Origin of the sequence: Gluconacetobacter sacchari (genome assembly GCF_014174255.1) — a bacterium.
GTDB lineage: Bacteria > Pseudomonadota > Alphaproteobacteria > Acetobacterales > Acetobacteraceae > Gluconacetobacter > Gluconacetobacter sacchari.
This window is the reverse complement of the sequence record NZ_JABEQJ010000009.1, coordinates 1-20,299: the sequence shown is the minus strand read 5'-3', so window position 1 is coordinate 20,299 and position 20,299 is coordinate 1. Positions and strand designations below refer to the sequence as shown.

Sequence of the window (20,299 nt, the reverse complement as noted above, 5' to 3'; positions counted from 1 at the left end):
CGATAGATGATTCGGGGAAATTCAGGGAAAATGGTCGCAGACGGGAATATCGGGCAGGCGGGATTCGAACCCACGACCCCCAGTCCCCCAGACTGATGCGCTACCAGGCTGCGCTACTGCCCGTCCGTCTGCGACGACACGCCGTGTAGCAGCGCGCGCCGCGCTCCGCAACCCATCACGGACAGCAAATCCGGCTCAGACCGGAATCAGCCGCCTCAGGGCCTGCAATTCAACCAGAATCCCACGCAGACTATCCTTCAGGATCAGGTTCTCGCGAGAGATTCGCTCGATCTCCGAAGGGCCTGCGACCGATTCCTCATCCGGCACCACAGGAGCTGTATCCGGCGAGTCGTCTTCAATCGTCACGATCGCCACCGTCTCGATATCGGTTTCCACCGCCGGTTCGATTTCGGCCACCGCAGCGGCACTCTGCGAATCGTGATGAAACAGATCGGCGTCTTCCGCGGCGTCACCCAGGGCGGCGACATCGGGCTCGCAGCCCTCGCGCAGCATGCGCTGCACGCCCTTGATCGTGTAGCCCTGCACATAGAGCAGGTCCGAGATCCGCCGCAGCAATTCGATATCGTCCGGGCGATAATAACGCCGCCCGCCACCGCGCTTCAGCGGGCGCACCTGGCTGAACCGCGTTTCCCAGAAGCGCAGCACATGCTGGGGCACGTGCAGCTCGTCGGCGACCTCGCTGATGGTGCGGAAGGCATGGGGCGCCTTCTTCAGGCGGCCCGCGCCGGCCGCGTCATCCAGCAGATGGGGGTCGGCGGCCTCACCCGGCTCCGGCAGACCGGGCTCCGGCCAGTCATCCTGCCCCGCGTTGAGCGTGTTCATTCACCGTCATCCTCGGTGCCGTCGACCTGCCGGCCATTGACCCGCGCCCGCAGAAGCTGGCTGGGGCGGAAGACCAGGACCGATCGCGGTAGGATCGGCACTTCGACCCCCGTCTTGGGGTTACGGCCGGTCCGGCGTCCCTTCTGACGGACGGAAAAGGTCCCGAAGCCGCTGATTTTAACGGTATTCCCGCCCTCAAGCTCCTTCGCGACCCGTTCGAGCACATGCTCGAGAAGGTCGGCAGACTCATTGCGAGAGAGTCCGACCTGACTGTAGATATGCTCTGCCAGACTGGCGCGGGTGACGGTGCTCATACAGCCGAAGCTATGGCATGCGACGACGGCGCGTCAATTCAATGCGTTAAGCACGGACGTTTTTTCACGCTCGGCGTCCGGCGCCACACGAGCGGGACGCAATGCGGAAGGGCGCGGCCTAGAGCCGCGCCAGGGCCGATCCCCAGGTCAGCCCGCCACCCAGCGCCTCCATCAGCACCAGGTCGCCCTTGCGGATGCGACCGTCGCGCACGGCCTCGTTCATCGCCAGGGGAATCGACGCCGCCGAGGTATTGGCATGGCGGTCGACCGTCATCACGACGCGCTCGGGCGGCAGTTCCAGTTTGCGGGCAACCGCCTCGATGATGCGCAGGTTGGCCTGGTGGGGCACCAGCCAGGACACATCGGCATGCGTCATCCCGTTGGCCGCCAGCACCTCGTCCACCGAGGAGGAGAGCTTGGCCACCGCATGGCGGAACACATCCCGCCCCTGCATGCGCAGGAAGCCGGACTGCTCACGCAGCCCCACCGCCCCGTCGACATAAAGCAGGTCGCCCATCGTGCCGTCCGAATGCAGATGCGTCGACAGGACTCCGGCCGGCTGCGCGGCATCGCCGGCCTTCAGCAGCACCGCCCCCGCGCCGTCGCCGAACAGCACGCAGGTACCGCGATCCGACCAGTCGAGAATGCGCGAATAGACTTCGCTGCCGATCACCAGCGCCGAATCGGCCTGCCCGGTGCGGATCAGCGAATCGGCCACGGTCAGCGCATAGACGAAGCCCGAACAGGCCGCGGCGATATCGAAGCCGAAGCCGCCGCGCATCCCCAGCGCGGCCTGCACCCTGACCGCGGTCGCGGGGAAAGCCTGGTCCGGCGTGCTGGTCGCGACCACGATCGCACCGACATCGGCCGCCGGCATGCCGGCATAATCCAGCGCCTGCGCCGCCGCCGCCGTCGCCATGCTCACGGCATTGTCTTCGGGCCCGGCGATATGCCGCTGGCCGATCCCGGTACGGGCTCGGATCCATTCGTCCGAAGTGTCAAGGCGAGCCGCCAGCTCGTCATTGGTCACGATCCGGTCCGGCAGGTACCCGCCAAACCCGACCATCAGCGAACGTCTCGCCATCATTTCCATCATTCCAAGCCCGGCACGCGTCGCGCGGGTCAGCTTACGGCCGCAACCGCGGGCTGCTCCTTTTCCACACCCGGCCGCATGACGGCCAGCGTCTCCAGCCGGGAGATCTGATCCCGTATGCTTTCGTTGAACCGGTGCGACACCATATCCATGGCAACATCCACCGCCGATGCAAAGCCTTCCGCGTCGGTCCCGCCATGCGATTTGACCACGACACCATTGAGGCCGACGAATACCGCGCCGTTATAGCGGCGCGGGTCCAGCCATTCGCGCATGCGCTCCAGCCCCGGGCGCACCAGCAGGTAACCCAGCTTGGCCAGCAGGCCCGAGCGGAAGACCTGGCGCAGCAGCACGAACGCCATCTTCAGCGCCCCCTCGCCCGTCTTCAGCGCGACATTGCCGGTAAATCCATCCGTCACCACCACGTCGGTCGTGCCGGCGGTGATATCGTGCCCTTCGACGAAGCCATGGAACTGCGCCGCAAGCGGGCTGTTGCGCAGGATCTCGGCGGCCTGCCGCAGCTTCTCGTCGCCCTTCACTTCCTCCGACCCGACATTCAGCAGGCCGATCGTCGGCGCGGGCAGGCCCAGCACCGCCTTGGCGAAGGCTTCGCCCATCACCGCGAATTCGACGAGATTGCGTGCATCGCACGCGACATTGGCGCCCAGGTCCAGCATCACGGCATCGCCCCGCAATGTCGGGCTGATGGCCGCCATCGCGGGCCGCGACACGCCGGGAAGGGTCTTGATGACGATCTTGGCCAGCGCCAGCATCGCGCCGCTATTGCCGGCCGACACCACGCCCAGCGCCTCGCCCTGCGCCACGGCATCCATCGCCAGCCGCATCGACGAATCGCGCACGCGCAGCGCGGCCGTCGGCTTCATATCCATGGGGATGGCGCTCCCCGCCGGGCGCACCGTGCAGATCGCCGCCGCCTTCGGATGGCGGGCCAGGACCTCTGTCAGCCGGCTCTCGTCCCCGATCAGCAGAACCCTGCTGCCGGGGTGCCTGTCGGCAGCAATCGCCAGGCCGGCCACCACAACTTCCGGACCGCCGTCCCCCCCCATGCCGTCAACCGCCAGCGTGAAGGGCTCTGCCCCGGAAAAAGAGGAACCTGTCTCGCTCATGCCTGCCTTACTGCCGGGTGAACACCAAATTCGCAAGGCCGTCGCGAGATCGTGTCGCAAAGGACCATGGCCCGTCACCCGACGGGCCATGCTATCACGTCAGCGTCCGCCGGCCATGCGCCGCCGGTCAGGCCCGGACGGCGGTCTTCAGCGTCTTGCCGGCCGCGACGACCTCACGACCGTCATAATGGCCGCAATGGCTGCACACATGATGCGGGCGCTTCAGCTCGCCGCAATTCGCGCATTCGGCATAGGCCTGCACGGTCAGCGCCTCGTGGCTGCGGCGCATGCCGCGACGGGACGGCGAGGTTTTTCTTTTGGGTACAGCCATGGGCCCGGGCCCCTCCGATCTGGGATCTTAACCGGGCCCGGCTGGAACCCGATCAGTTATCGATAACGAGGGGGCGCCTCTAGCAGGTAGAAACCGAATTCGCAAGGCATCTTCGTACCGCCGCCCCCCATGCACGCCTTATATATCGTCCTTGCGCAGCGCGGCCAATGCCGCGAAAGGCGACGGCCGTCCCTCCTTCGCCGCGTCCTCATCCGCCTCGGCGGTCGCCGGCGGCAGGTCGACCGACCCGACATCGGCGGGCAGCACGGCCCCCGGGCGGCGCGGATAGGGATCCAGCGCCAGCGACAATTCCTCCGCCGCCAGTTCGCCGACATCGATCGTGTCGTGCTCGTAGGGGATCTCGTCCACCGCCTCGGGGTCCAGGTCCTCGTCCTCGCGAAACCGCTCGGCGGGCACGAAGCGGGCGACGAAGTCCGCGGTCAGCATGCTGACGAACGGCTCGGCGGTCGCGACGCAGACCTGCTCCACCTCGGCCGCCAGCCAGCCTTCGGCCAGCACCTGCTCCTGCCGGCCCGGCGTCAGGCGATAATGGCATGACAGGGCATGGATCGCAGGCAGGCCGAACCGGCGGGCCAGGGCGGCACGCTCCGCCGCGTCGGCCTCGATGTCCATCTCCCGGCCCGCGGCCCCGATTCGTCCAACCGCGACCCCGCGGGAAAATTCCGTCTTCATCCTGTCCTGCTCCCGCCCGGCGGCGGCGCCGTCAATTCGCGCGCCCGATACCGATATCGCTCCCTGTATGGCGATGAAGAATTGACTTCGCCACCCCAATCGGGCACCGGACGGAAGAGTTATCCCCGGATCAGGACGCCCCCCAGGCCATGCGGTCATCGTCGGACACGACCATTCGCCCGATCGGGCGCCTTCTCCCCTGCGCGGTCGTGGGACTCGGCCTGCTGCTGTCGGGCTGCGCGCTGTTCTCGCCGCCGCCGGCGCATCGCGGCTCGCTGATCGAGGCCGACGATTACAGCCAGCTCAAGCCCGGGGTCAGCACCCGCGCCGAGGCGATGGACCTGCTGGGCTCGCCCACCACCCGCGCGACGTTCGACGACAACACATGGATCTACATCTCCATGCGCACGGTTCCGGCGCCGATGGATTTCCCGAGCATCCGCTCGCAGGACGTGCTGGTGCTCAATTTCGACGACAAGGGCGTGCTGCGCACGATGCGGACCCTGAACAAGAGCGACGCCCGTCCCACCTCCATGGCACCGGGCGCGACGCCCACGCCGGGCACTTCGGTCAATATCCTGCAACAGATCCTGGGCAATGTCGGCCGCTACAACCCGCTGAGCAACATGAACAGCACGTTCGGCGGCAGCACCGGGCCGATGGGCTATAACAACGGTCCGGGCCATGGCGGCTCGGGCAACGGCCTCCCCTGATCCGGCGCCCCCTGGCCGGGCCAGCGGCAACGCGGTCAGGCGGGCAGAACGATCCGGACCTGTAGCCCCCCCAGCCGGCTGGGGCGCAGCGCGATGTCCCCGCCATGGGCGCGCACGATATCGCGCGCGATCGTCAGGCCCAGCCCGCTCCCGCCATCCCGGCCACTCTCGAACGGCCGGAAGACCGCCTCCATCCGGTCGCGCGGAATGCCCGGCCCGTCGTCATCGACACAGATCACCACCCCGCGCGCGTCATGGCTGGCGCTCAGCGCCACGCGCCCGCCATGCCGCCGCGCGTTCTGCAACAGATTGTCCAGCACCCGGCGGATGGCGTCCGGCCGCAGGACGCCCTCGACCGGCCGGGGCACCGAGACGGACAGGATCGTTCCGCCCGCCCGTCGAAAGGCGGAGGCGACCTCATCCAGCAACTGGCCGACATCGACCGCCACCGGCGTCTCGGCTCCCTCGCCCCGGGCGAAGGACAGGTAGCTTTCGATCATGCGTTCCATTTCCGCGATATCGGCGACCATGTCGGTCACTTCGGACTGGAATTGCGCGGCATCGATCGTGCCCGCCTGCGGAATCATCGCCAGCGACAGGCGCAGGCGGGTCAGCGGCGTCCGCAAATCGTGCGAGACCCCCGCCAGCACCGCGGTCCGCTGGGCCACGAAGCGGAAAATACGCTCCTGCATCCGGTTGAAGGCGACCGCCGCCTTGCGAACCTCCTGCGCGCCCTCGGGCCGGATCGGCTCGATATCGCGCCCCAGCCCGAACAGCTCGGCCGCCCGGGCCAGGCGGCGGATGGCGCGGATCTGGTTGCGCATGAACAGGCTGGCGATGATGAACAGCAGCAACGTGCTGCCCACCGCCCAGGCCACGAACAGCCAGATGGGCGCCACCGACAGCCGCTTGCGCGGCGCCCCGACATCCAGCACGCCATCGGGCATCTGGACACGGATATGCACGGTCTGCGGATCGCCGATCCAGTCGACCTGGAACGGCCGCCCGATCGAACCGTCCAGCGCGTCGGCCAGGTCCTCGTCCATCGGCCCCAGCACATGGGTCGAGCCGGTGTGCGCCAGCCGCCGCCCCGGCTCCCAGTCCATGTCCAGTTGGGTGCGCACGCGCACCTGGTTCATCACCCAGGCCCGGTCGCCGGCCGAACGGTACCGCGCCAGCAGGTCGAGCGTCAGCACGATATCCGCCGCGACGCTGCCCGACATGCGACGCGACACGACCTTGAGGTAATTGCCGTAGAACAGCTCCAGCGAAATGCCCTGCGTGACCAGCAGCGGGATCAGCACGATCAGCAGCATCCGCCCCAGCAGCGAGCGCGGCAAAACCCGGCGCACCGGCCGGTCCATCCGGCGATACAGCCCCGCCATGGAGTGCGCCCGCCCGGGCCCCTCACCCGCCATGGCCAGCCTCCTTCCCATCCGCCGTCACAGGCCCGGCTTCAGCACATATCCCTTGCCCCGGATGGTCTGGAGAAAGCGCGGCTCGCGCGGGTCGGGCTCGATCCGCCGGCGCAGGCGCGTCACCTGCACGTCCACCGCGCGCTCGCCGATTTCCTCCATGTCCAGCAGGCGCGCGATCTCGTCGCGGGCCAGCACCTCGTTGGGGCGGCGCGCCAGCGCGCTCAGCAGCGCGACCTCGCCCCCCGTCAGGTGGACATTGCCTTCGCCGCCGGACAGCAGGCCCCGCGCGGGGTCGAATTCCAGCGCGCCCAGCCGCACCACCCGCAGATTGTCCGACGGCGCGGGCGGGGCGAACCGGCGCAGATGCGCCTTCAGCCGCAGCAGCAGCTCGCGGGGCTCGAACGGCTTGCCCAGGTAATCGTCGGCCCCCGCCTCCAGCCCGGTGATCCGGTCCTCGGGCTCGCCGCGCGCGGTCAGCAGCAGGATCGGCAGGTCCTGCCCCTCCTGCCGCAGGGCGCGGGTCAGCGCCAGCCCGTTCTCGCCCGGCATGGTCACGTCCAGCACCATCGCGTCGGGCTGCATGAAGCCCAGCACCTGCCGCGCCTCGGCGGCCGAGGACGCCGCGCTGATGCGGAACCCATGCTCGGTCAGGTAGCGTTGCAACAGGCGACGCAGGCGCGGATCGTCATCCACCACCAGGATATGCGCCCCCGCCACCGATCCGTCCCGCACGCCGCCCTGCTGCCCGCTCTGGTGCCCATCCAGTCCCATCATCGTCCATCCCGGCTCGGAGACCGTCCGCACAGCCTCATCATGCCCCGCCACGATGCGCCCGTTCCGCGGCGGCGGCCACGTCCTCGATCACCCGGCGCGTCCGCTCGTCCATAAGACCCTGCACGACGCGGCGAAACCCGTCGATCGCGGCGGCGCCCACATCGCGATACACGCCCATCAATTTTTCCCGTTGCAGATCGAAAAGCCGCCGCTCCACCGCCGCCCCGCTCTCGGTCAGCGACAGCAGGCGCAGGCGCCGGTCGCGCCGGCCGACCTCCTGCGTCACATAGCCCCGCTCCTGGAGGTCCGTCAGCGCCCGGCCCAGGCTCTGCTTGGTGATGCCCAGCAGGTCGATCAGGTCGCCGACCGCGATCCCCGGATGATGGCCGACAAGCTGCAATATCCGATGATGCGCCCGCCCCAGGCCCAGCGATTCCAGCACCGGATCGACCACGCCGCCGAAATCCCGCCAGGCCAGCATCATCAGCTCCTGCGCCTGCCGCATCTCCTCCTCGCGCAGGAACAGCAGGCCGGCACCGGCCCCCGGGCGCCGGGTCGGCGCCTTCGGTTCGCTCACGCCGCCCGGGCCCGTCCGGGCCGCAGGCGCGCCAGCAGCGCCTGCTTCGCCCGGCCCAGGCGCACCACGCCGGCCAGCCGCCGGTCCAGGAAAGCCGCCACCGCCTCGCCGTCATCGCCGCGCGCCAGCCAGAACAGCAGCACCTGCCCATAGATCGCGGCCAGGCTCATCCGCTTGGTCTGCCGGGTGAGACCGCTCGCATGGTCGCCCGCCGCTTCCCAGATCGCATCCACCGTCCGGCCCATGACCCGGGCCAGCAGTCCGGCATGGCCCGGCGCCAGCAGAACCGCCAGCGCCCGGCGCACCGCGTCGCGGTCCGGGGTGACCGCCCGCAGCCGCAACAGGATCACGGCGCGCACCCGGCGCCCGAGATGCGCGTCCTCCACCCCGCGCGCGGCCTCGATCATGATCCGGTCGGCCAGGTCGAACCAGGCCTCGACCAGTTCGGCGGCGCCGCCGGGAAACAGCAGGTCCGCATCCGGGCCGGCGACATCGCGCAGCACGTCCATCCCCCAGCCGCGCGCGCCGGCCACCGCCCCCAGGCGGCACAGCGCCTCGTCCCGTGCCAGGCTGCGTTCCGGCCGGCGCGGCGCGCAGGCACCGGCGCATTCCCCCAGCCCGGCCGCCAGCCGGCCCGCCAGCCCCGCGATCGTCCCCACGCCGCTCATGCCCTTGTCCCGTAGCGCGCGATTTCCTCGTCGAAGCCCATCTGGCCCAGATCCGTCATCCGCATCGGATAGAGAATACCATCCAGATGGTCGTATTCATGCTGGAGCACGTTCGCCAGAAAGCCCGTCGCCACGCCCTCCACCGCCTGGCCGGCCCGGTCCAGGCCGGCATAGGCCACCCGCACATAGCGCGGCACCAGGCCCCGCAGGCCAGGGATCGACAGGCATCCCTCGGGCCGCAATATCATGTCGTCGTCCACCGGCGTCAGCACCGGATTGATCAGCACATCGGTCTCGCGCGGCGGATCGTCCGCGCCCGCGCTGCGTTCGGCCGGCACGCGATAGACGAACAGCCGCAGCGAGACATGGACCTGCGGCGCCGCCAGCCCGGCGCCGCGCGCGTCCTCCATCGTCTCGATCATGTCGTCGATCAGCCGGCCGATCTCCGGCGCGGTCGGGTCCGGCACCGCGTCGGCACGGCGCAGCAGCACGGGGTGGCCCATCCGGGCGATCTTGAGCAAGGTCACGGTCTCTGCCTATCCTTCGTCCTGCCGGCGTCGCCGCCCGCAATCATCCACCTCCGCGCCCGGCGCGGGGCGGCCCCGTAAAATAGTCCGCCCGAAGCCGGCGGGAAACGGGCGGAATGATTTGTCTTTCGCGCAAAGCCCATGTTATACGTCCGCGCCATTCGGGAATCGCATGCAGGGCCGGGCCTTGGGCGGTAACCCATCCATGGTTTTCGTGGTTAACCCCAAGGCAGCCACAAACAGGAGTAAGCGACCAAGTGCAGGTTCTCGTTCGCGACAATAATGTCGACCAGGCTCTCAAGGCACTCAAGAAGAAGATGCAGCGTGAAGGCATCTTCCGTGAGATGAAGCTGCGTCGCCACTACGAAAAGCCCTCCGAGCGCAAGGCGCGCGAGGCTGCCGAGGCCGTGCGCCGCGCCCGCAAGATGGAGCGCAAGCGCCTGGAACGCGAAGGGTTCTGATCCGCCCCCGGGCGTCGATCCCTGCAAGAAAGCCGGTCTCCTTCGGGAGGCCGGCTTTTTTCATGCCGTCGCGCGGACGCAATCGCGTCACTCCGGTTTGCCCGACGAGGCCGCCCCCCCGATCAGGCGCAGCAGTTCGTCCGGAATCGGCTCATCGACCACCGAGCCCGCCATCGTGGCGAGCGCGCTCTTCAGCCAGGCTTCCAGCACGATCTGCCCGCCCGGCCGCGCGCTTTCCGAGGCCTGCCCCGAGCGGACCTGCCGGCGTTGCAGAAGCTCGACCTGATTGCGCACCCGCAGCCAGAATTCCAGATCGTCGATCAGGCTCTCGTCCAGGCAGCGCATGATACGCCGCCAGATCGCGGCCGGAGCGTCATCCCCCTATGTCCCCGCCCGACGCCACCGTAACGATACACAGGGCACATCTCGCCCGCCCCTGGCGTCGGGCGGGTAGCAACGTGTTCCAGAAGGGCTAAAAGCACGCCCTGCCTATTTCCATTACGACGAACAGGTCTTCCCGCTCATCGCTGGACATGGGTCCAGGTCCTTTATTCGGCAGGCCACCCGACAGAGGACCCTTTCGCCGCAAGGGCACTGTCATGCACCACACTCCGAATACCATGCGGTGTGCAGCCGCGCGCCAGACGGCAATCCTCCTGCCGCCGTCATTGTCGTGCCATCCGGCGGCGGGATGCTATCCCCCGCCCGCCTTCCCGTCCCCATCCATCAGCCGGCTCAGATACACCGCTTCCAGCGCCCGCTCCCGTGCCACTTCCTCCGCATTCACCGTCCCGGAATGCCCGCCCTCGGTATCCTCGTAATACAGAAAGGGCACCCCCAGCGCCTGGAGCCGCGCCGCGAACAGCCGGGCATGGACCGGCCCCACCCGGTCGTCGAGGGTCGAGGTGAAGATGAACGGCTCGGGATAGCGCACGCCGGGGCGCAGCGCCCGCAGCGGCGAGATCCGCTCCAGAAAGGCCCGCTGCGCCGGCACCGCCATGCTGCCATATTCCCCGACCCACGAGGCCCCGGCCGCCATGGTTTCGAAATGCTCCATGTCCAGCAGCGGCACGCCGATGATCACCGCCCCCCAGAGGTCGGGATGCTGGGTGAACTCCACCCCCATCAGCAGCCCGCCGTTCGACCGGCCGCGAATCCCCAGATGCGCGGGCACCGTCACCTTCCGGGCGATCAGGTCCCGCGCGACGGCGGCGAAATCGTCGAAGACATGCTGGCGACCGGTCGTCCGCCCGGCCTCGTGCCAGGCCGGCCCGAACTCGCCGCCGCCGCGGATATTGGCCACCACATAGACGCCACCCCGATCCAGCCACAGCCGCCCCGCGACCGGATCATAATCAGGCACCGACGAGACCTGGAAACCGCCATAGGCCGTTAACAGGGTCGGATTGCGGCCATCGAGCCGCATATCCGCCCGATGCACGATGAAATAAGGAATCCGCGTCCCGTCGGTCGAAGTCGCCCATTCCTGCCCGACCACCAGCCCGCCGGCATCGAACTGGGGCGGCAATTCCATGATCTTCCGCGCGCTGCCGTCGGTACTGTCGGCCAACCACAGTTGCTGCGGCGTCAGGAAGCCCGAAACCGACAGAAACGCCCGCCCCGACCGGCGATCGGCATCCAGGATATGCACCGACATCATGTCGGGCAGCGCCAGCCGCGCGCCATGCCAGCCGCCCGCCGCATCGGGCCGGAAGACCCAGCCCTGCCCGCGCACCGAATCCAGCACCGTCATCACCACGCCCGTCCCGGTCACCGCCACCTCGTCCACCGCCTGGCGCGCGCCGGGGGTGAACAGGGTCCGGACCGGCTGCCGCCCATCCGGGTCGACGGCGATCACGCTGCCGGCGGCAACCCGCAGCCCGCCCCGGGACCAGTCCTGGTTGGCCGACAGGATCAGCCGCCCCGCCAGCAGCCCATGCAATTCCATGCGCGCCGGCAGGTCCAGTTCCCGAACGCCCTGGCCGGTAACCAGGCTGTAGCGATCCTCGAAGAACGTCACCGCGCGACGGATCAGCACCAGCCGGTGCCCTTGCCCATCCGCCAGCGCCACGGGGTCCACCGACACGTCGTCGCGCTGCCCGCGCATGACCTCCACGGCCTGGTCCAGCGCCTGTCCGCGACGCAGGCGCCGCACCACGAACGGATAGCCGGAGCGGGTCATCGCACCGCCGGAAACCCCGCCCGGCCCGTCTCCCCAGTCGCGCGCCACCAGCAGCGTGTCCCGATCCTGCCACGCCACGGCCTGCTTCGACCGGGGCAGCAGGAAACCACCGGGCACGAAAATACCGGACCGGGGCACGAACTCCCGCAGGGTGGTCGCGTCCTCGCCCCCTTCCGAAAGCTGGACCAGACAGGGCGAATCGTTGGGGGCCAGGCAATCCGCGCCCTGGAACACCCAGTCGCGATGCGCCCGCCGGGCCAGGTCGTCGACATCCAGCCGCGTGGTCCAGGCCGGATGCCCGGTCAGGAAGCTCTCCGGCGCCGCCTCGCGCCAGATCCCGCGCGGATGCGCCGCATCCTGCCAGAGATTGAAGATCGCCCCGCCCAGGAATTCCGGCACGGGAATGCGATGCGCGTCCTGCCGGATCCGCAGCACCGAATCATGGAACGTCCGATAGCGCGGATCGGCTTCCAGCGCGGCGAACGTCCGCCGGTTCTCCTGCCCGACCCAGGCCAGGGCCCGCGCGCCACGTACATCGGACAAGGCATCCGGAGGCGGAGCGGACGGCGAGGATGAGGCGACGGCCGGCATGGCGGCCAGCATCGCAATTCCGGCGATGACGATTCGAAACGAGCGCATGGCCGCGAGCATTCCAGATGCGCCCGCCGATGGAAAGCCCGCCGCCGTCCTCACGGCCGGCGACGGCCGGGAAACGGCGATCAGCCGTTCAGCTTGTCCAGTTCGCGCACCACGGCCTCGCCCATCACGGATGTGCCGACCTGGGCCATGCCCGGGCTCATGATGTCGGCGGTGCGCAGGCCGCTGGCCAGCACGTTGGCCACCGCCTGCTCGATCAGCGCGGCATCCGCCTCCATCGCGAAGGAATAGCGCAGCAACATCGCGAACGAGAGGATCTGCGCCAGCGGGTTGGCGATCCCCTTGCCGGCGATGTCGGGCGCGCTGCCATGGATCGGCTCGTACAGCGCCGGGCGCCGGCCGGCGTCATCCACCGCGCCCAGCGTGGCCGAGGGCAGCATGCCCAGGCTGCCGGTCAGCATCGATGCCAGGTCGGACAGCAGGTCGCCGAACAGGTTGCCGGTCACGATCACATCGAACTGGCGCGGGTTGCGCACAAGCTGCATGGCGCAATTGTCGGCCAGCATGTGGCTCAGTTCCACATCGGCATACTCGCGGGCATGCAGCGCGGTCACGACCTCCCTCCACAGCAGGCCGCTTTCCATCACGTTGCATTTCTCGACCGAGCAGACGCGGTTGCCGCGCTGCCGCGCCAGGTCGAAGGCCACCCGCGCCACGCGCTCGATCTCGGACGTGGTATAGATTTCGGTATTGATGCCGCGCCTGCTGCCGTCCGGCAGCGTCTCGATCCCGCGCGGCGTGCCGAAATAGATACCGCCCACCGATTCGCGCACGATCATGATGTCCAGCCCGGCCACCACCTCGGGCTTCAGCGTGCTGGCCTCGACCAGCGCATCGAACACCTTCGCCGGGCGCAGATTGGCGAACAGCCCCAATTCCTGCCGCAGTTTCAGGATCGCGATTTCGGGCCGCAGGTCGAAACCGGCCGACGCCCATTTCGGATCGCCGACCGAACCGAACAGCACCGCATCCGCGGCCCGGGCCGCCGCGATCACCTCGTCACGAATCGGCACGCCATGCACCGCCAGCGACGCGCCGCCGACCAGTTCCTCGGAAATCTCGAAGGCGACGCCGCGCGCATCCGCCATCCATGCCACGACGCGCGCGACCTCGTTCATCACCTCGGGACCGATCCCGTCGCCGGGCAGGACAAGGAGCTTCTTGGTAGCGGTCATTTCTCGTATTCCTGTCGTGACAAATAGGCGGCGTGCGCGACGATCAATCGATGACGATGCGCGTCCGCCAGGGCTGGGCCCGACCACGCGCCGCCTCGAAACCGCTGATCGCCTCCTCGTGCTGCATGGTCTGGCCGATATCGTCCAGCCCTTCCAGCAGCAGGTGCTTGCGCAGCGGATCGATCTCGAACGCGATCTCCTCGCCGTCGGGCCGCACGACCACCTGGCGCTCCAGGTCGATCGTCAGCCGGCCATTGGCGCCCAGCCGCGCGTCGTCCATCAACGCATCGCAGATCTCGCGCGGCAGGCGGATCGGCAGGATACCGTTCTTGAAGCAGTTGTTGAAGAAGATGTCGGCGAACGACGGCGCGATCACGCAGCGAATGCCGAAATCCAGCAGCGCCCAGGGCGCATGCTCGCGCGACGACCCGCAGCCCAGATTGTCATGGGTGATCAGGATGCCCGCCTTGCGATAGGGCTCCCGGTTCAGCACGAAATCCGGCTTCTCCGACCCGTCCGGGTTGTAGCGCATGCCGTCGAACGCATGCACGCCCAGGCCGGAGCGCTTGGTGGTCTTGAGAAACCGCGCCGGGATGATCTTGTCCGTGTCGATATTCGCCTCGGGCAGCGGCGCCGCGATGGCGGTCAGGACGGTGAATTTATCCATGGCTCAGATCAACTCCCGCACGTCCGTCAGATGTCCCGTCACCGCCGCCGCCGCCGCCATCGCGGGCGACAGCAGATGGGTCCGCCCGCCCGGCCCCTGCCGCCCCTCGAAATTGCGGTTGGAGGTCGAGGCGCAGCGCTGCCCCGGCGTCAGCCGGTCGGGATTCATGCCCAGGCACATCGAACATCCCGCCTCGCGCCATTCGAAGCCGGCCGCGAGAAACACCCGGTCCAGCCCCTCGCGCTCGGCCTGCGCCTTCACGATGCCCGATCCCGGCACCACCATGGCGCGCACGCCCGGCGCCACATGCCGCCCCGCCACGATCGCGGCCGCCGAGCGCAGGTCCTCGATCCGGCTGTTGGTGCAGGAGCCGATGAAGACGACATCGACCGGCACCCCGGCGATCCGCTGCCCGGCTTCCAGTCCCATATAGTCCAGCATGCGCTGCAACTGCGCACGCTTCGCCTCGTCGCTCTCCGCCGCTGGGTCGGGCACGGTGCCGGACACCGGGATCACCGTCTCGGGGCTGGTGCCCCAGGTCAGGACGGGGGGGATATCCTCGGCCCGCAATTCCACGATCTTGTCGTACTGCGCGCCCTCGTCGGCCACCAGCGTCTTCCAGTAGGCCACCGCCTGCTCGAACGCCTCGCCCCGCGGGGCGAACGGCCGGCCGCGCACATAGTCGAACGTCGTCTCGTCCGGCGCCACCAGCCCGGCGCGGGCACCCGCCTCGATCGACATGTTGCAGATCGTCATCCGCCCGGCCATGTCCAGCCCGCGAATGGTCGAGCCCGCGAATTCGATCACATAGCCGGTGCCGCCGGCGGTCCCGATGGTGCCGATGATCGCCAGCATCACGTCCTTGGCGGTCACCCCCGCGCCCAGCGCGCCCTCGACCACCACCTTCATGTTCCGGGCGGGCTTTTGCAGCAGCGTCTGGGTCGCCATCACATGCTCGACCTCGGAGGTGCCGATGCCGAACGCCAGCGCCCCCATGGCGCCATGGGTGGAGGTATGGCTGTCGCCGCAGACGATGGTCATGCCGGGCAGCGAAATCCCCTGCTCCGGCCCCACAACATGCACGATGCCCTGCCGTTCCGACAGCAGCGGAAAATACGGCACGCCGAATTCGCGGACATTGCGCTCCAGCGTCTCGATCTGGTTGCGGCTTTCCGGCTCCTCGATCGGCAGGGTACGGTCCGAGGTCGGTACGTTATGGTCCACCACCGCGATGGTGGCATCCGGCCGGCGCAGGCGGCGGCCGCTCACGCGCAGCCCCTCGAACGCCTGCGGGCTGGTCACCTCATGCACCAGGTGACGGTCGATATAGAGAATGGCCGTGCCGTCCTCGAGCCGTTCCACGACATGGCTGTCCCAGATCTTGTCGAACAGCGTGCGTGCGGCCATCGGTCTCTCCCCTTCGGAACGGCATGGCGGAGAACGGCCCCGCCGCCCGCGAGAACGCTCGGACGGCGAAGGAACGAACCCGTAAAGTCACGGCGATGCGCCCCGCCGGTCCGGGCGGCGGCGCATCGCGTATCGGATGGCGATCAGGCCGTGGCCGTCACCGTCTCGCGGGCGCGCTCGGCGATACGCGCCGACTTGCCGCGGCGGCCGCGCAGATAATACAGCTTCGCGCGACGCACGGCGCCACGACGCACGACCTTGATCTCGGCGATCGTCGGCGCATAGAGCGGGAAGACGCGCTCCACACCCTCACCGTTCGAGATCTTGCGCACGGTGAAGTTGCTGTTCAACCCCTTGTTCGAACGGGCGATCACCACGCCTTCATAGGCCTGGATACGCTTGCGCTCGCCTTCGACGACGCGGACCGACACGCGAACCGTGTCGCCGGGGCCGAATTCGGGGACCGCGCGCTCGGCGGAGAGGCGGGCAATCTCACCGGCCTCGTACTGCTGGATAATGTTCATGATCGGGTTCCTCGTTTCAAAACAGTCTAGTCAGTGCAGCCGGTCGGGATCAGCCGCATAGCTGACCGGATCGGACGTGTCTCGGCCGGTGCGGCGCCGATACGCGGCCCAGAGATCGGGCCGGCGCACCTGGGTCGCCGTCTCGGATTCAGTCTGCCGCCAGCGTGCGATGGCGGCGTGGTGACCGGATAGCAGGATGTCGGGCACGGCCCGCCCCTCCCAGTTCGCCGGCTTGGTGTAGTGCGGATATTCCAGCAGCCCGTCGGAAAAGCTTTCCTCCGTCCCGCTGGCCTCCGAGCCCATGACGCCGGGGATCAGCCGGACGCAGGAATCCAGCAGCACCAGGGCCGCCATCTCCCCGCCGGACAGGACATAATCGCCGATCGAAACCTGTTCGACGGCGCATGCCTCCAGCACCCGTTCGTCCACCCCTTCGTAGCGTCCGCACAGCACCACGATTCCCGGGCCGCCGCTCAGGCGACGAACGTCCTCCTGCCGCAGCGGGCGCCCCCGGGGGGTCGGGTAGATCACCGGGCGTCCGGCGGCCGCCACGTCGCGGATCGCGGCGGACACGACATCCGGGCGCATGACCATGCCGGCCCCGCCCCCGAACGGCGTATCGTCCACCACCCGGTGCCGCCCCAGGCCGTACTCGCGCAGATCGTGGAGATCGAGCGACCACAGTCCGTCCTCCAGCGCCCGTCCGGCCAGCGACTGGCCGAGCGGCCCGGGAAACATGCCGGGGAACAGGGTCAGGATCGTGGCCCGCCAGGTCATGACGCCCTCCCGACGGACGGCGCGGCATCCTCGCCCTCCCCCGACAGATCGCCCTGCACCTCCACCTCGTCCGGCAGCACCGCTTCGATCCGGCCGGCTTCGATGTCGATCACCGGGAAACAGGCCCGGGTAAAGGGCAGGATCCGGGCGCCATGCCCCTCCCCGCCGATTTCCAGGCTGATCCCGGCGCCATAGTCATGGACGACCAGGACGCGCCCCAGGGCATCGCCGCCCCGCTCGTGGACCGCCAGGCCGATCAGGTCGGCGAAATAGAATTCGTCCTGATCGGGCTCCGGCAGGCTGGCCCGCGCGATATACAGGCGGCGGTTGACCAGGGCCTGGGCGGCCTCGCGCGACGAAACGGGCTGGCCCGCCGCGTCGCGCAGTTCGGCAATGCCGTCGCCGCGCCAGCGCAGGGCCCAGGCCTGTCCCCGGTCGTCGGTCAGCGTTCCATAGGCCGTCAGGTCTTCCGGCACGGCGGCGTAGCTGTGTACGCGCACCAGCCCCCGCACGCCATGCGGCCGCCCCACCACACCCATCAGGATACGATCGCGATCCACCGGTTCAGCCTGCCTGTGATCCTGTCCGCCCTATGCTCAGGCCGCGGTCGCGGCAGCGGCGGCGGCGGCGGCGCGCTCCTGCGCGCGCTTCTTCGGCGCGGACTGCTTCGGCTGCTCGGTATAGACCGGCTTCGCGATCAGGCCGGCATTGCCCAGGAAGCGGGCGACGCGGTCGGTCGGCAGGGCGCCCTGCGACAGCCAGTGCGTGATGCGCTCGTTCATCAGGCGGATGCGGTCGGCATGGTCGGACGGCAGCATCGGGTTATAGGCGCCCACCTTCTCGATGAAACGGCCGTCGCGGGGCGAACGGCTGTCGGCCACCACGATGTGGTAGTAGGGGCGCTTCTTCGCGCCGGCGCGGGCGAGGCGGATCTTCAGGCTCATTGCGGCAATTCTCCGAACTGTAAAAAAAGCGGAATGCGGGACAGGGACGAAGCGATCGGATCGATCGCGTCAGCCGAACGGACGGCCGCCGGGCGGCTTCGCCCCCTTGGGCATGAGAGCGGACATCCCCTGGCGCATGAGACCTTTCATGCCCAGCTTGTTGATCCGCTTCATCATCGTGGACATGTCGTCGAACTGCTTCAGCAGCCGGTTGATGTCCTGAACTGTGGTGCCCGACCCGGCGGCGATGCGCTTCTTGCGCGACGCCTTGATGATGGCGGGCGTCTTGCGCTCCGCCCGGGTCATGGACGAAATGATGGCCTGGTGGCGCTTCAGGACCGAGGTATCCAGGTCCTTGTCGCCCAGCGCCTGCTTGACCTTGCCCATGCCGGGCAGCATGTCGAGAATCCCCGACAGCGAGCCCATCTTCGCGATCTGGCGGATCTGCGCGGCATAATCGTCCAGGTCGAACTTGCCCTGCATCATCTTGAGGGCGATCTTCTCGCTCTCCTCATGATCCAGGGTGTCGGCGGCCTTCTCGACCAGGCCGGCGATATCGCCCAGGCCCAGGATACGGCCGGCGACGCGCTCGGGGTGGAATTCCTCCAGCGCGTCCAGCTTCTCGCCCGAGCCGGTCAGCTTGATCGGCGCGCCCGTCACGGCCCGCATCGACAGCGCGGCACCGCCGCGGGCGTCGCCGTCCATCCGGGTCATGACCACGCCGGTCACGCCCACCGCCTCGTTGAAGGCGCGGGCGGTGTTGACGGCATCCTGGCCGGTCATCGCATCGACGACCAGCAGGGTCTCGGCCGGCGACGTCTCGGCGCGGATCTCCCGCACCTCGGCCATCAGCGCCTCGTCGATCGACAGGCGCCCGGCGGTGTCGAGAATGACGACGTCGAAGCCTTCGCGCCGTCCGGTCTCCATCGCCCGCCGCGCGATCTCCACCGGCGTCTGGCCGGGCACGATCGGCAACGAGGGCACACCGGCGCGCTCGGCCAATTGCTGCAACTGCAACTGGGCGGCCGGGCGCTGGGTATCCAGGCTGGCCAGCAGCACCTTCCTGCGCTCGCGGGTCGCCAGCCGCAGGGCGATCTTGCCCGAGGTCGTGGTCTTGCCCGAGCCCTGCAAGCCGACCATCAGGATCGGCACCGGCGGGACGGCATTCAGGTTCAGCGGCACCGCGCCCGCGCCGCCCAGCGCGTCGATCAGCGCGTCATTGACGATCTTGGCGACGGCCTGGCCGGGCGAGATGCTGTCCAGCACCTCGTGCCCCACGGCGCGCTCGCGCACCTTGGTGACGAAATCCTTGACCACCGGCAGGGCCACGTCGGCGTCCAGCATCGCCAGGCGCACTTCACGCATCGCCTCGGCCACATCGGCCTCGGACAGCGCGCCGCGCTTGGCGAGGCCGTCGAACACACCGGAAAGCTTACCTGACAGCGCCTCGAACAAAGGACGTTCACCCCAAAAGATATCGCGCCACTGCGCGAACACTCGCGAAGCGGCGGTCCTGATTTCCGGTGGGCTTTACCCCCCTCCCCTCCCGCTGTCAACGATTCCGGTCCATGGCGGCCAAGGACAGGCCACCAGGGGCGGAATCGCGACGTCCGGGCCGCCCGCGTCAGTCGGCGTCGCCGCCCTCGGGCGCCTCGGCGGGCGGCGGCGTCATCAGATCGCGCAACTGCTCGTGCAGCGACCGGATCTTGTCCTCGCGCGCCTTCGCGTCGGCCAGTTGCGCGGGGGTCAGGATGTCATGGATCTTGACCGCCACATCCAGCCGGGCCTCGGCGTCGGCGTGATAGATCGCTTCGATCTGCTGGGTCAGGGATGTCAGCTTGGCGCGATCGACCGGCCCGGGCGCCAGCAGCAGGTCCCTGATCTGCTCATGCAGCGCCCCCGCCTGCTTCCAGTCCCCGTGCCTGCCCTTGCGCGCGGCCTCCAGGATCGCATGAATCTGCGTGCGCTGCGCCGGGGTCAGCTTCAGCCCGGCCAGCATCTCCATGCCGTGACGCTGGCCCCAGCCGTGATGGAAACCCGGGCCGGCACCCGGCGGCGGCATATCGTGGGCCTGGGCCACGGTCGCCGACAGCCCCGCCAGGACCGTCACCGCCAGGATCGTCTTCTTGAACATGTGTGAGCCTCTATTTCCGTAACCGGCCCGGGATCGCCCCCGGGCCAACCAGGAAATCTAACCACGGAGGCCCAATTCGAAATCAGGCCATTGTGCTACGAAATGTAAGCACGCCCCTCACGCCCGGCTGGAGGCACCGCCGCGCGGCCGCTCCGGCGGCAGCATCTCCCCCGTCGCGGCGTAATAGACGCGTTCGGCGATGTTGGTGGCATGGTCGCCGATCCGCTCCAGGTTCTTGGCGATGAACAGCAGATGCGTGCAGGACCGGATGGTACGCGGGTCCTCCATCATGT

At 68.7% G+C, this 20,299-nt stretch carries 25 protein-coding genes and 1 tRNA gene; 2 read left to right on the top strand and 24 right to left on the bottom strand.

Features of this window, described 5'->3' with window-relative positions:
* Positions 1 to 49: 49 nt before the first annotated feature.
* From HLH48_RS08530 to HLH48_RS08500, 7 genes are all read right to left on the bottom strand, one after another.
* A tRNA-Pro gene (locus HLH48_RS08530) sits at positions 50 to 123 on the bottom strand.
* A 72-nt stretch (positions 124 to 195) separates the two neighbouring features.
* Positions 196 to 843, bottom strand: a complete 648-nt coding sequence (locus tag HLH48_RS08525; protein ID WP_182997079.1) for a MerR family transcriptional regulator — start codon at positions 841 to 843, stop codon at positions 196 to 198.
* Positions 840 to 1,157, bottom strand: coding sequence for an integration host factor subunit alpha (locus HLH48_RS08520; protein WP_182997078.1), 318 nt, complete (start codon positions 1,155 to 1,157; stop codon positions 840 to 842). Before HLH48_RS08520 ends, HLH48_RS08525 begins: the two co-directional genes overlap by 4 nt.
* A 118-nt stretch (positions 1,158 to 1,275) precedes the next feature.
* Positions 1,276 to 2,244 (bottom strand): beta-ketoacyl-ACP synthase III, encoded by a 969-nt coding sequence (locus HLH48_RS08515; RefSeq protein ID WP_182997077.1) that lies wholly within the window; start codon positions 2,242 to 2,244, stop codon positions 1,276 to 1,278.
* 35 nt (positions 2,245 to 2,279) lie between these two features.
* Entirely contained in the window at positions 2,280 to 3,377 is a 1,098-nt protein-coding gene (gene plsX, locus HLH48_RS08510) for a phosphate acyltransferase PlsX (protein ID WP_182997076.1), read from the bottom strand.
* A 127-nt stretch (positions 3,378 to 3,504) separates the two neighbouring features.
* Entirely contained in the window at positions 3,505 to 3,708 is a 204-nt protein-coding gene (gene rpmF, locus HLH48_RS08505) for a 50S ribosomal protein L32 (RefSeq protein ID WP_182997075.1), read from the bottom strand.
* 138 nt (positions 3,709 to 3,846) lie between these two features.
* Positions 3,847 to 4,401 carry a YceD family protein gene (locus HLH48_RS08500; RefSeq protein WP_182997074.1) on the bottom strand — a complete coding sequence of 185 codons (555 nt, stop codon included), beginning with the start codon at positions 4,399 to 4,401 and terminating at the stop codon, positions 3,847 to 3,849.
* A gap of 149 nt (positions 4,402 to 4,550) precedes the next feature.
* On the opposite strand from HLH48_RS08500, the gene HLH48_RS08495 reads away from it, so the two are divergent.
* Positions 4,551 to 5,114, top strand: coding sequence for an outer membrane protein assembly factor BamE (locus HLH48_RS08495; RefSeq protein WP_182997073.1), 564 nt, complete (start codon positions 4,551 to 4,553; stop codon positions 5,112 to 5,114).
* Positions 5,115 to 5,149: 35 nt separating this feature from the next.
* On the opposite strand, the gene HLH48_RS08490 is transcribed toward HLH48_RS08495, so the two are convergent.
* The 5 genes from HLH48_RS08490 to def all read right to left on the bottom strand — a co-directional run bounded on the left by HLH48_RS08490 (position 5,150) and on the right by def (position 9,078).
* Positions 5,150 to 6,532, bottom strand: a complete 1,383-nt coding sequence (locus HLH48_RS08490; protein ID WP_182997072.1) for an ATP-binding protein — start codon at positions 6,530 to 6,532, stop codon at positions 5,150 to 5,152.
* A gap of 24 nt (positions 6,533 to 6,556) precedes the next feature.
* Entirely contained in the window at positions 6,557 to 7,303 is a 747-nt protein-coding gene (locus HLH48_RS08485; protein WP_264812957.1) for a response regulator, read from the bottom strand.
* 40 nt (positions 7,304 to 7,343) lie between these two features.
* Entirely contained in the window at positions 7,344 to 7,811 is a 468-nt protein-coding gene (locus HLH48_RS08480; RefSeq protein WP_182997184.1) for a MarR family winged helix-turn-helix transcriptional regulator, read from the bottom strand.
* Positions 7,812 to 7,879: 68 nt separating this feature from the next.
* Positions 7,880 to 8,551: a ubiquinone biosynthesis protein COQ9 gene (locus HLH48_RS08475; protein WP_182997071.1), complete on the bottom strand. Its 672-nt coding sequence runs from the start codon at positions 8,549 to 8,551 to the stop codon at positions 7,880 to 7,882.
* On the bottom strand, positions 8,548 to 9,078 hold the full coding sequence (gene def / locus HLH48_RS08470; RefSeq protein WP_182997070.1) for a peptide deformylase: 531 nt from the start codon (positions 9,076 to 9,078) through the stop codon (positions 8,548 to 8,550). The genes HLH48_RS08475 and def overlap by 4 nt, the downstream gene beginning before the upstream one ends.
* 257 nt (positions 9,079 to 9,335) lie before the next feature.
* Here def and rpsU point away from each other — a divergent pair, with 257 nt between their 5' ends.
* On the top strand, positions 9,336 to 9,539 hold the full coding sequence (gene rpsU / locus HLH48_RS08465; RefSeq protein WP_010506446.1) for a 30S ribosomal protein S21: 204 nt from the start codon (positions 9,336 to 9,338) through the stop codon (positions 9,537 to 9,539).
* Positions 9,540 to 9,626: 87 nt separating this feature from the next.
* Here the strand turns inward: rpsU and HLH48_RS08460 are convergent, their stop codons facing one another.
* The 12 genes from HLH48_RS08460 to HLH48_RS08405 form a co-directional block, all read right to left on the bottom strand.
* Entirely contained in the window at positions 9,627 to 9,884 is a 258-nt protein-coding gene (locus HLH48_RS08460; protein WP_182997069.1) for a hypothetical protein, read from the bottom strand.
* A gap of 349 nt (positions 9,885 to 10,233) precedes the next feature.
* Positions 10,234 to 12,360 carry a prolyl oligopeptidase family serine peptidase gene (locus tag HLH48_RS08455; protein WP_246387161.1) on the bottom strand — a complete coding sequence of 709 codons (2,127 nt, stop codon included), beginning with the start codon at positions 12,358 to 12,360 and terminating at the stop codon, positions 10,234 to 10,236.
* Between the two features lie 80 nt (positions 12,361 to 12,440).
* The gene (gene leuB / locus HLH48_RS08450) at positions 12,441 to 13,553 is read right to left on the bottom strand and encodes a 3-isopropylmalate dehydrogenase (protein WP_182997067.1); all 1,113 of its coding nucleotides are present in this window, start codon (positions 13,551 to 13,553) and stop codon (positions 12,441 to 12,443) included.
* Between the two features lie 43 nt (positions 13,554 to 13,596).
* Positions 13,597 to 14,220 (bottom strand): 3-isopropylmalate dehydratase small subunit, encoded by a 624-nt coding sequence (gene leuD / locus HLH48_RS08445; RefSeq protein ID WP_182997066.1) that lies wholly within the window; start codon positions 14,218 to 14,220, stop codon positions 13,597 to 13,599.
* Between the two features lie 3 nt (positions 14,221 to 14,223).
* A complete protein-coding gene (leuC, locus tag HLH48_RS08440) occupies positions 14,224 to 15,627 on the bottom strand; it encodes a 3-isopropylmalate dehydratase large subunit (RefSeq protein WP_182997065.1) in 1,404 nt (467 codons plus the stop codon).
* A gap of 143 nt (positions 15,628 to 15,770) precedes the next feature.
* Positions 15,771 to 16,151, bottom strand: a complete 381-nt coding sequence (gene rplS, locus HLH48_RS08435; RefSeq protein ID WP_182997064.1) for a 50S ribosomal protein L19 — start codon at positions 16,149 to 16,151, stop codon at positions 15,771 to 15,773.
* Positions 16,152 to 16,181: 30 nt separating this feature from the next.
* Positions 16,182 to 16,928 carry a tRNA (guanosine(37)-N1)-methyltransferase TrmD gene (trmD, locus tag HLH48_RS08430; RefSeq protein ID WP_182997063.1) on the bottom strand — a complete coding sequence of 249 codons (747 nt, stop codon included), beginning with the start codon at positions 16,926 to 16,928 and terminating at the stop codon, positions 16,182 to 16,184.
* Entirely contained in the window at positions 16,925 to 17,488 is a 564-nt protein-coding gene (rimM, locus tag HLH48_RS08425; protein WP_182997062.1) for a ribosome maturation factor RimM, read from the bottom strand. Before rimM ends, trmD begins: the two co-directional genes overlap by 4 nt.
* A 36-nt stretch (positions 17,489 to 17,524) precedes the next feature.
* Positions 17,525 to 17,872, bottom strand: a complete 348-nt coding sequence (gene rpsP / locus HLH48_RS08420) for a 30S ribosomal protein S16 (protein ID WP_182997061.1) — start codon at positions 17,870 to 17,872, stop codon at positions 17,525 to 17,527.
* Positions 17,873 to 17,941: 69 nt separating this feature from the next.
* Complete coding sequence (gene ffh / locus HLH48_RS08415) at positions 17,942 to 19,327, bottom strand: signal recognition particle protein (protein ID WP_182997060.1); 1,386 nt, start codon at positions 19,325 to 19,327, stop codon at positions 17,942 to 17,944.
* 169 nt (positions 19,328 to 19,496) lie between these two features.
* On the bottom strand, positions 19,497 to 20,006 hold the full coding sequence (locus tag HLH48_RS08410) for a Spy/CpxP family protein refolding chaperone (RefSeq protein ID WP_182997059.1): 510 nt from the start codon (positions 20,004 to 20,006) through the stop codon (positions 19,497 to 19,499).
* Between the two features lie 117 nt (positions 20,007 to 20,123).
* Positions 20,124 to 20,299: phosphate signaling complex PhoU family protein (locus tag HLH48_RS08405; protein WP_281374930.1), on the bottom strand; the 176-nt coding region annotated here is incomplete at its 5' end.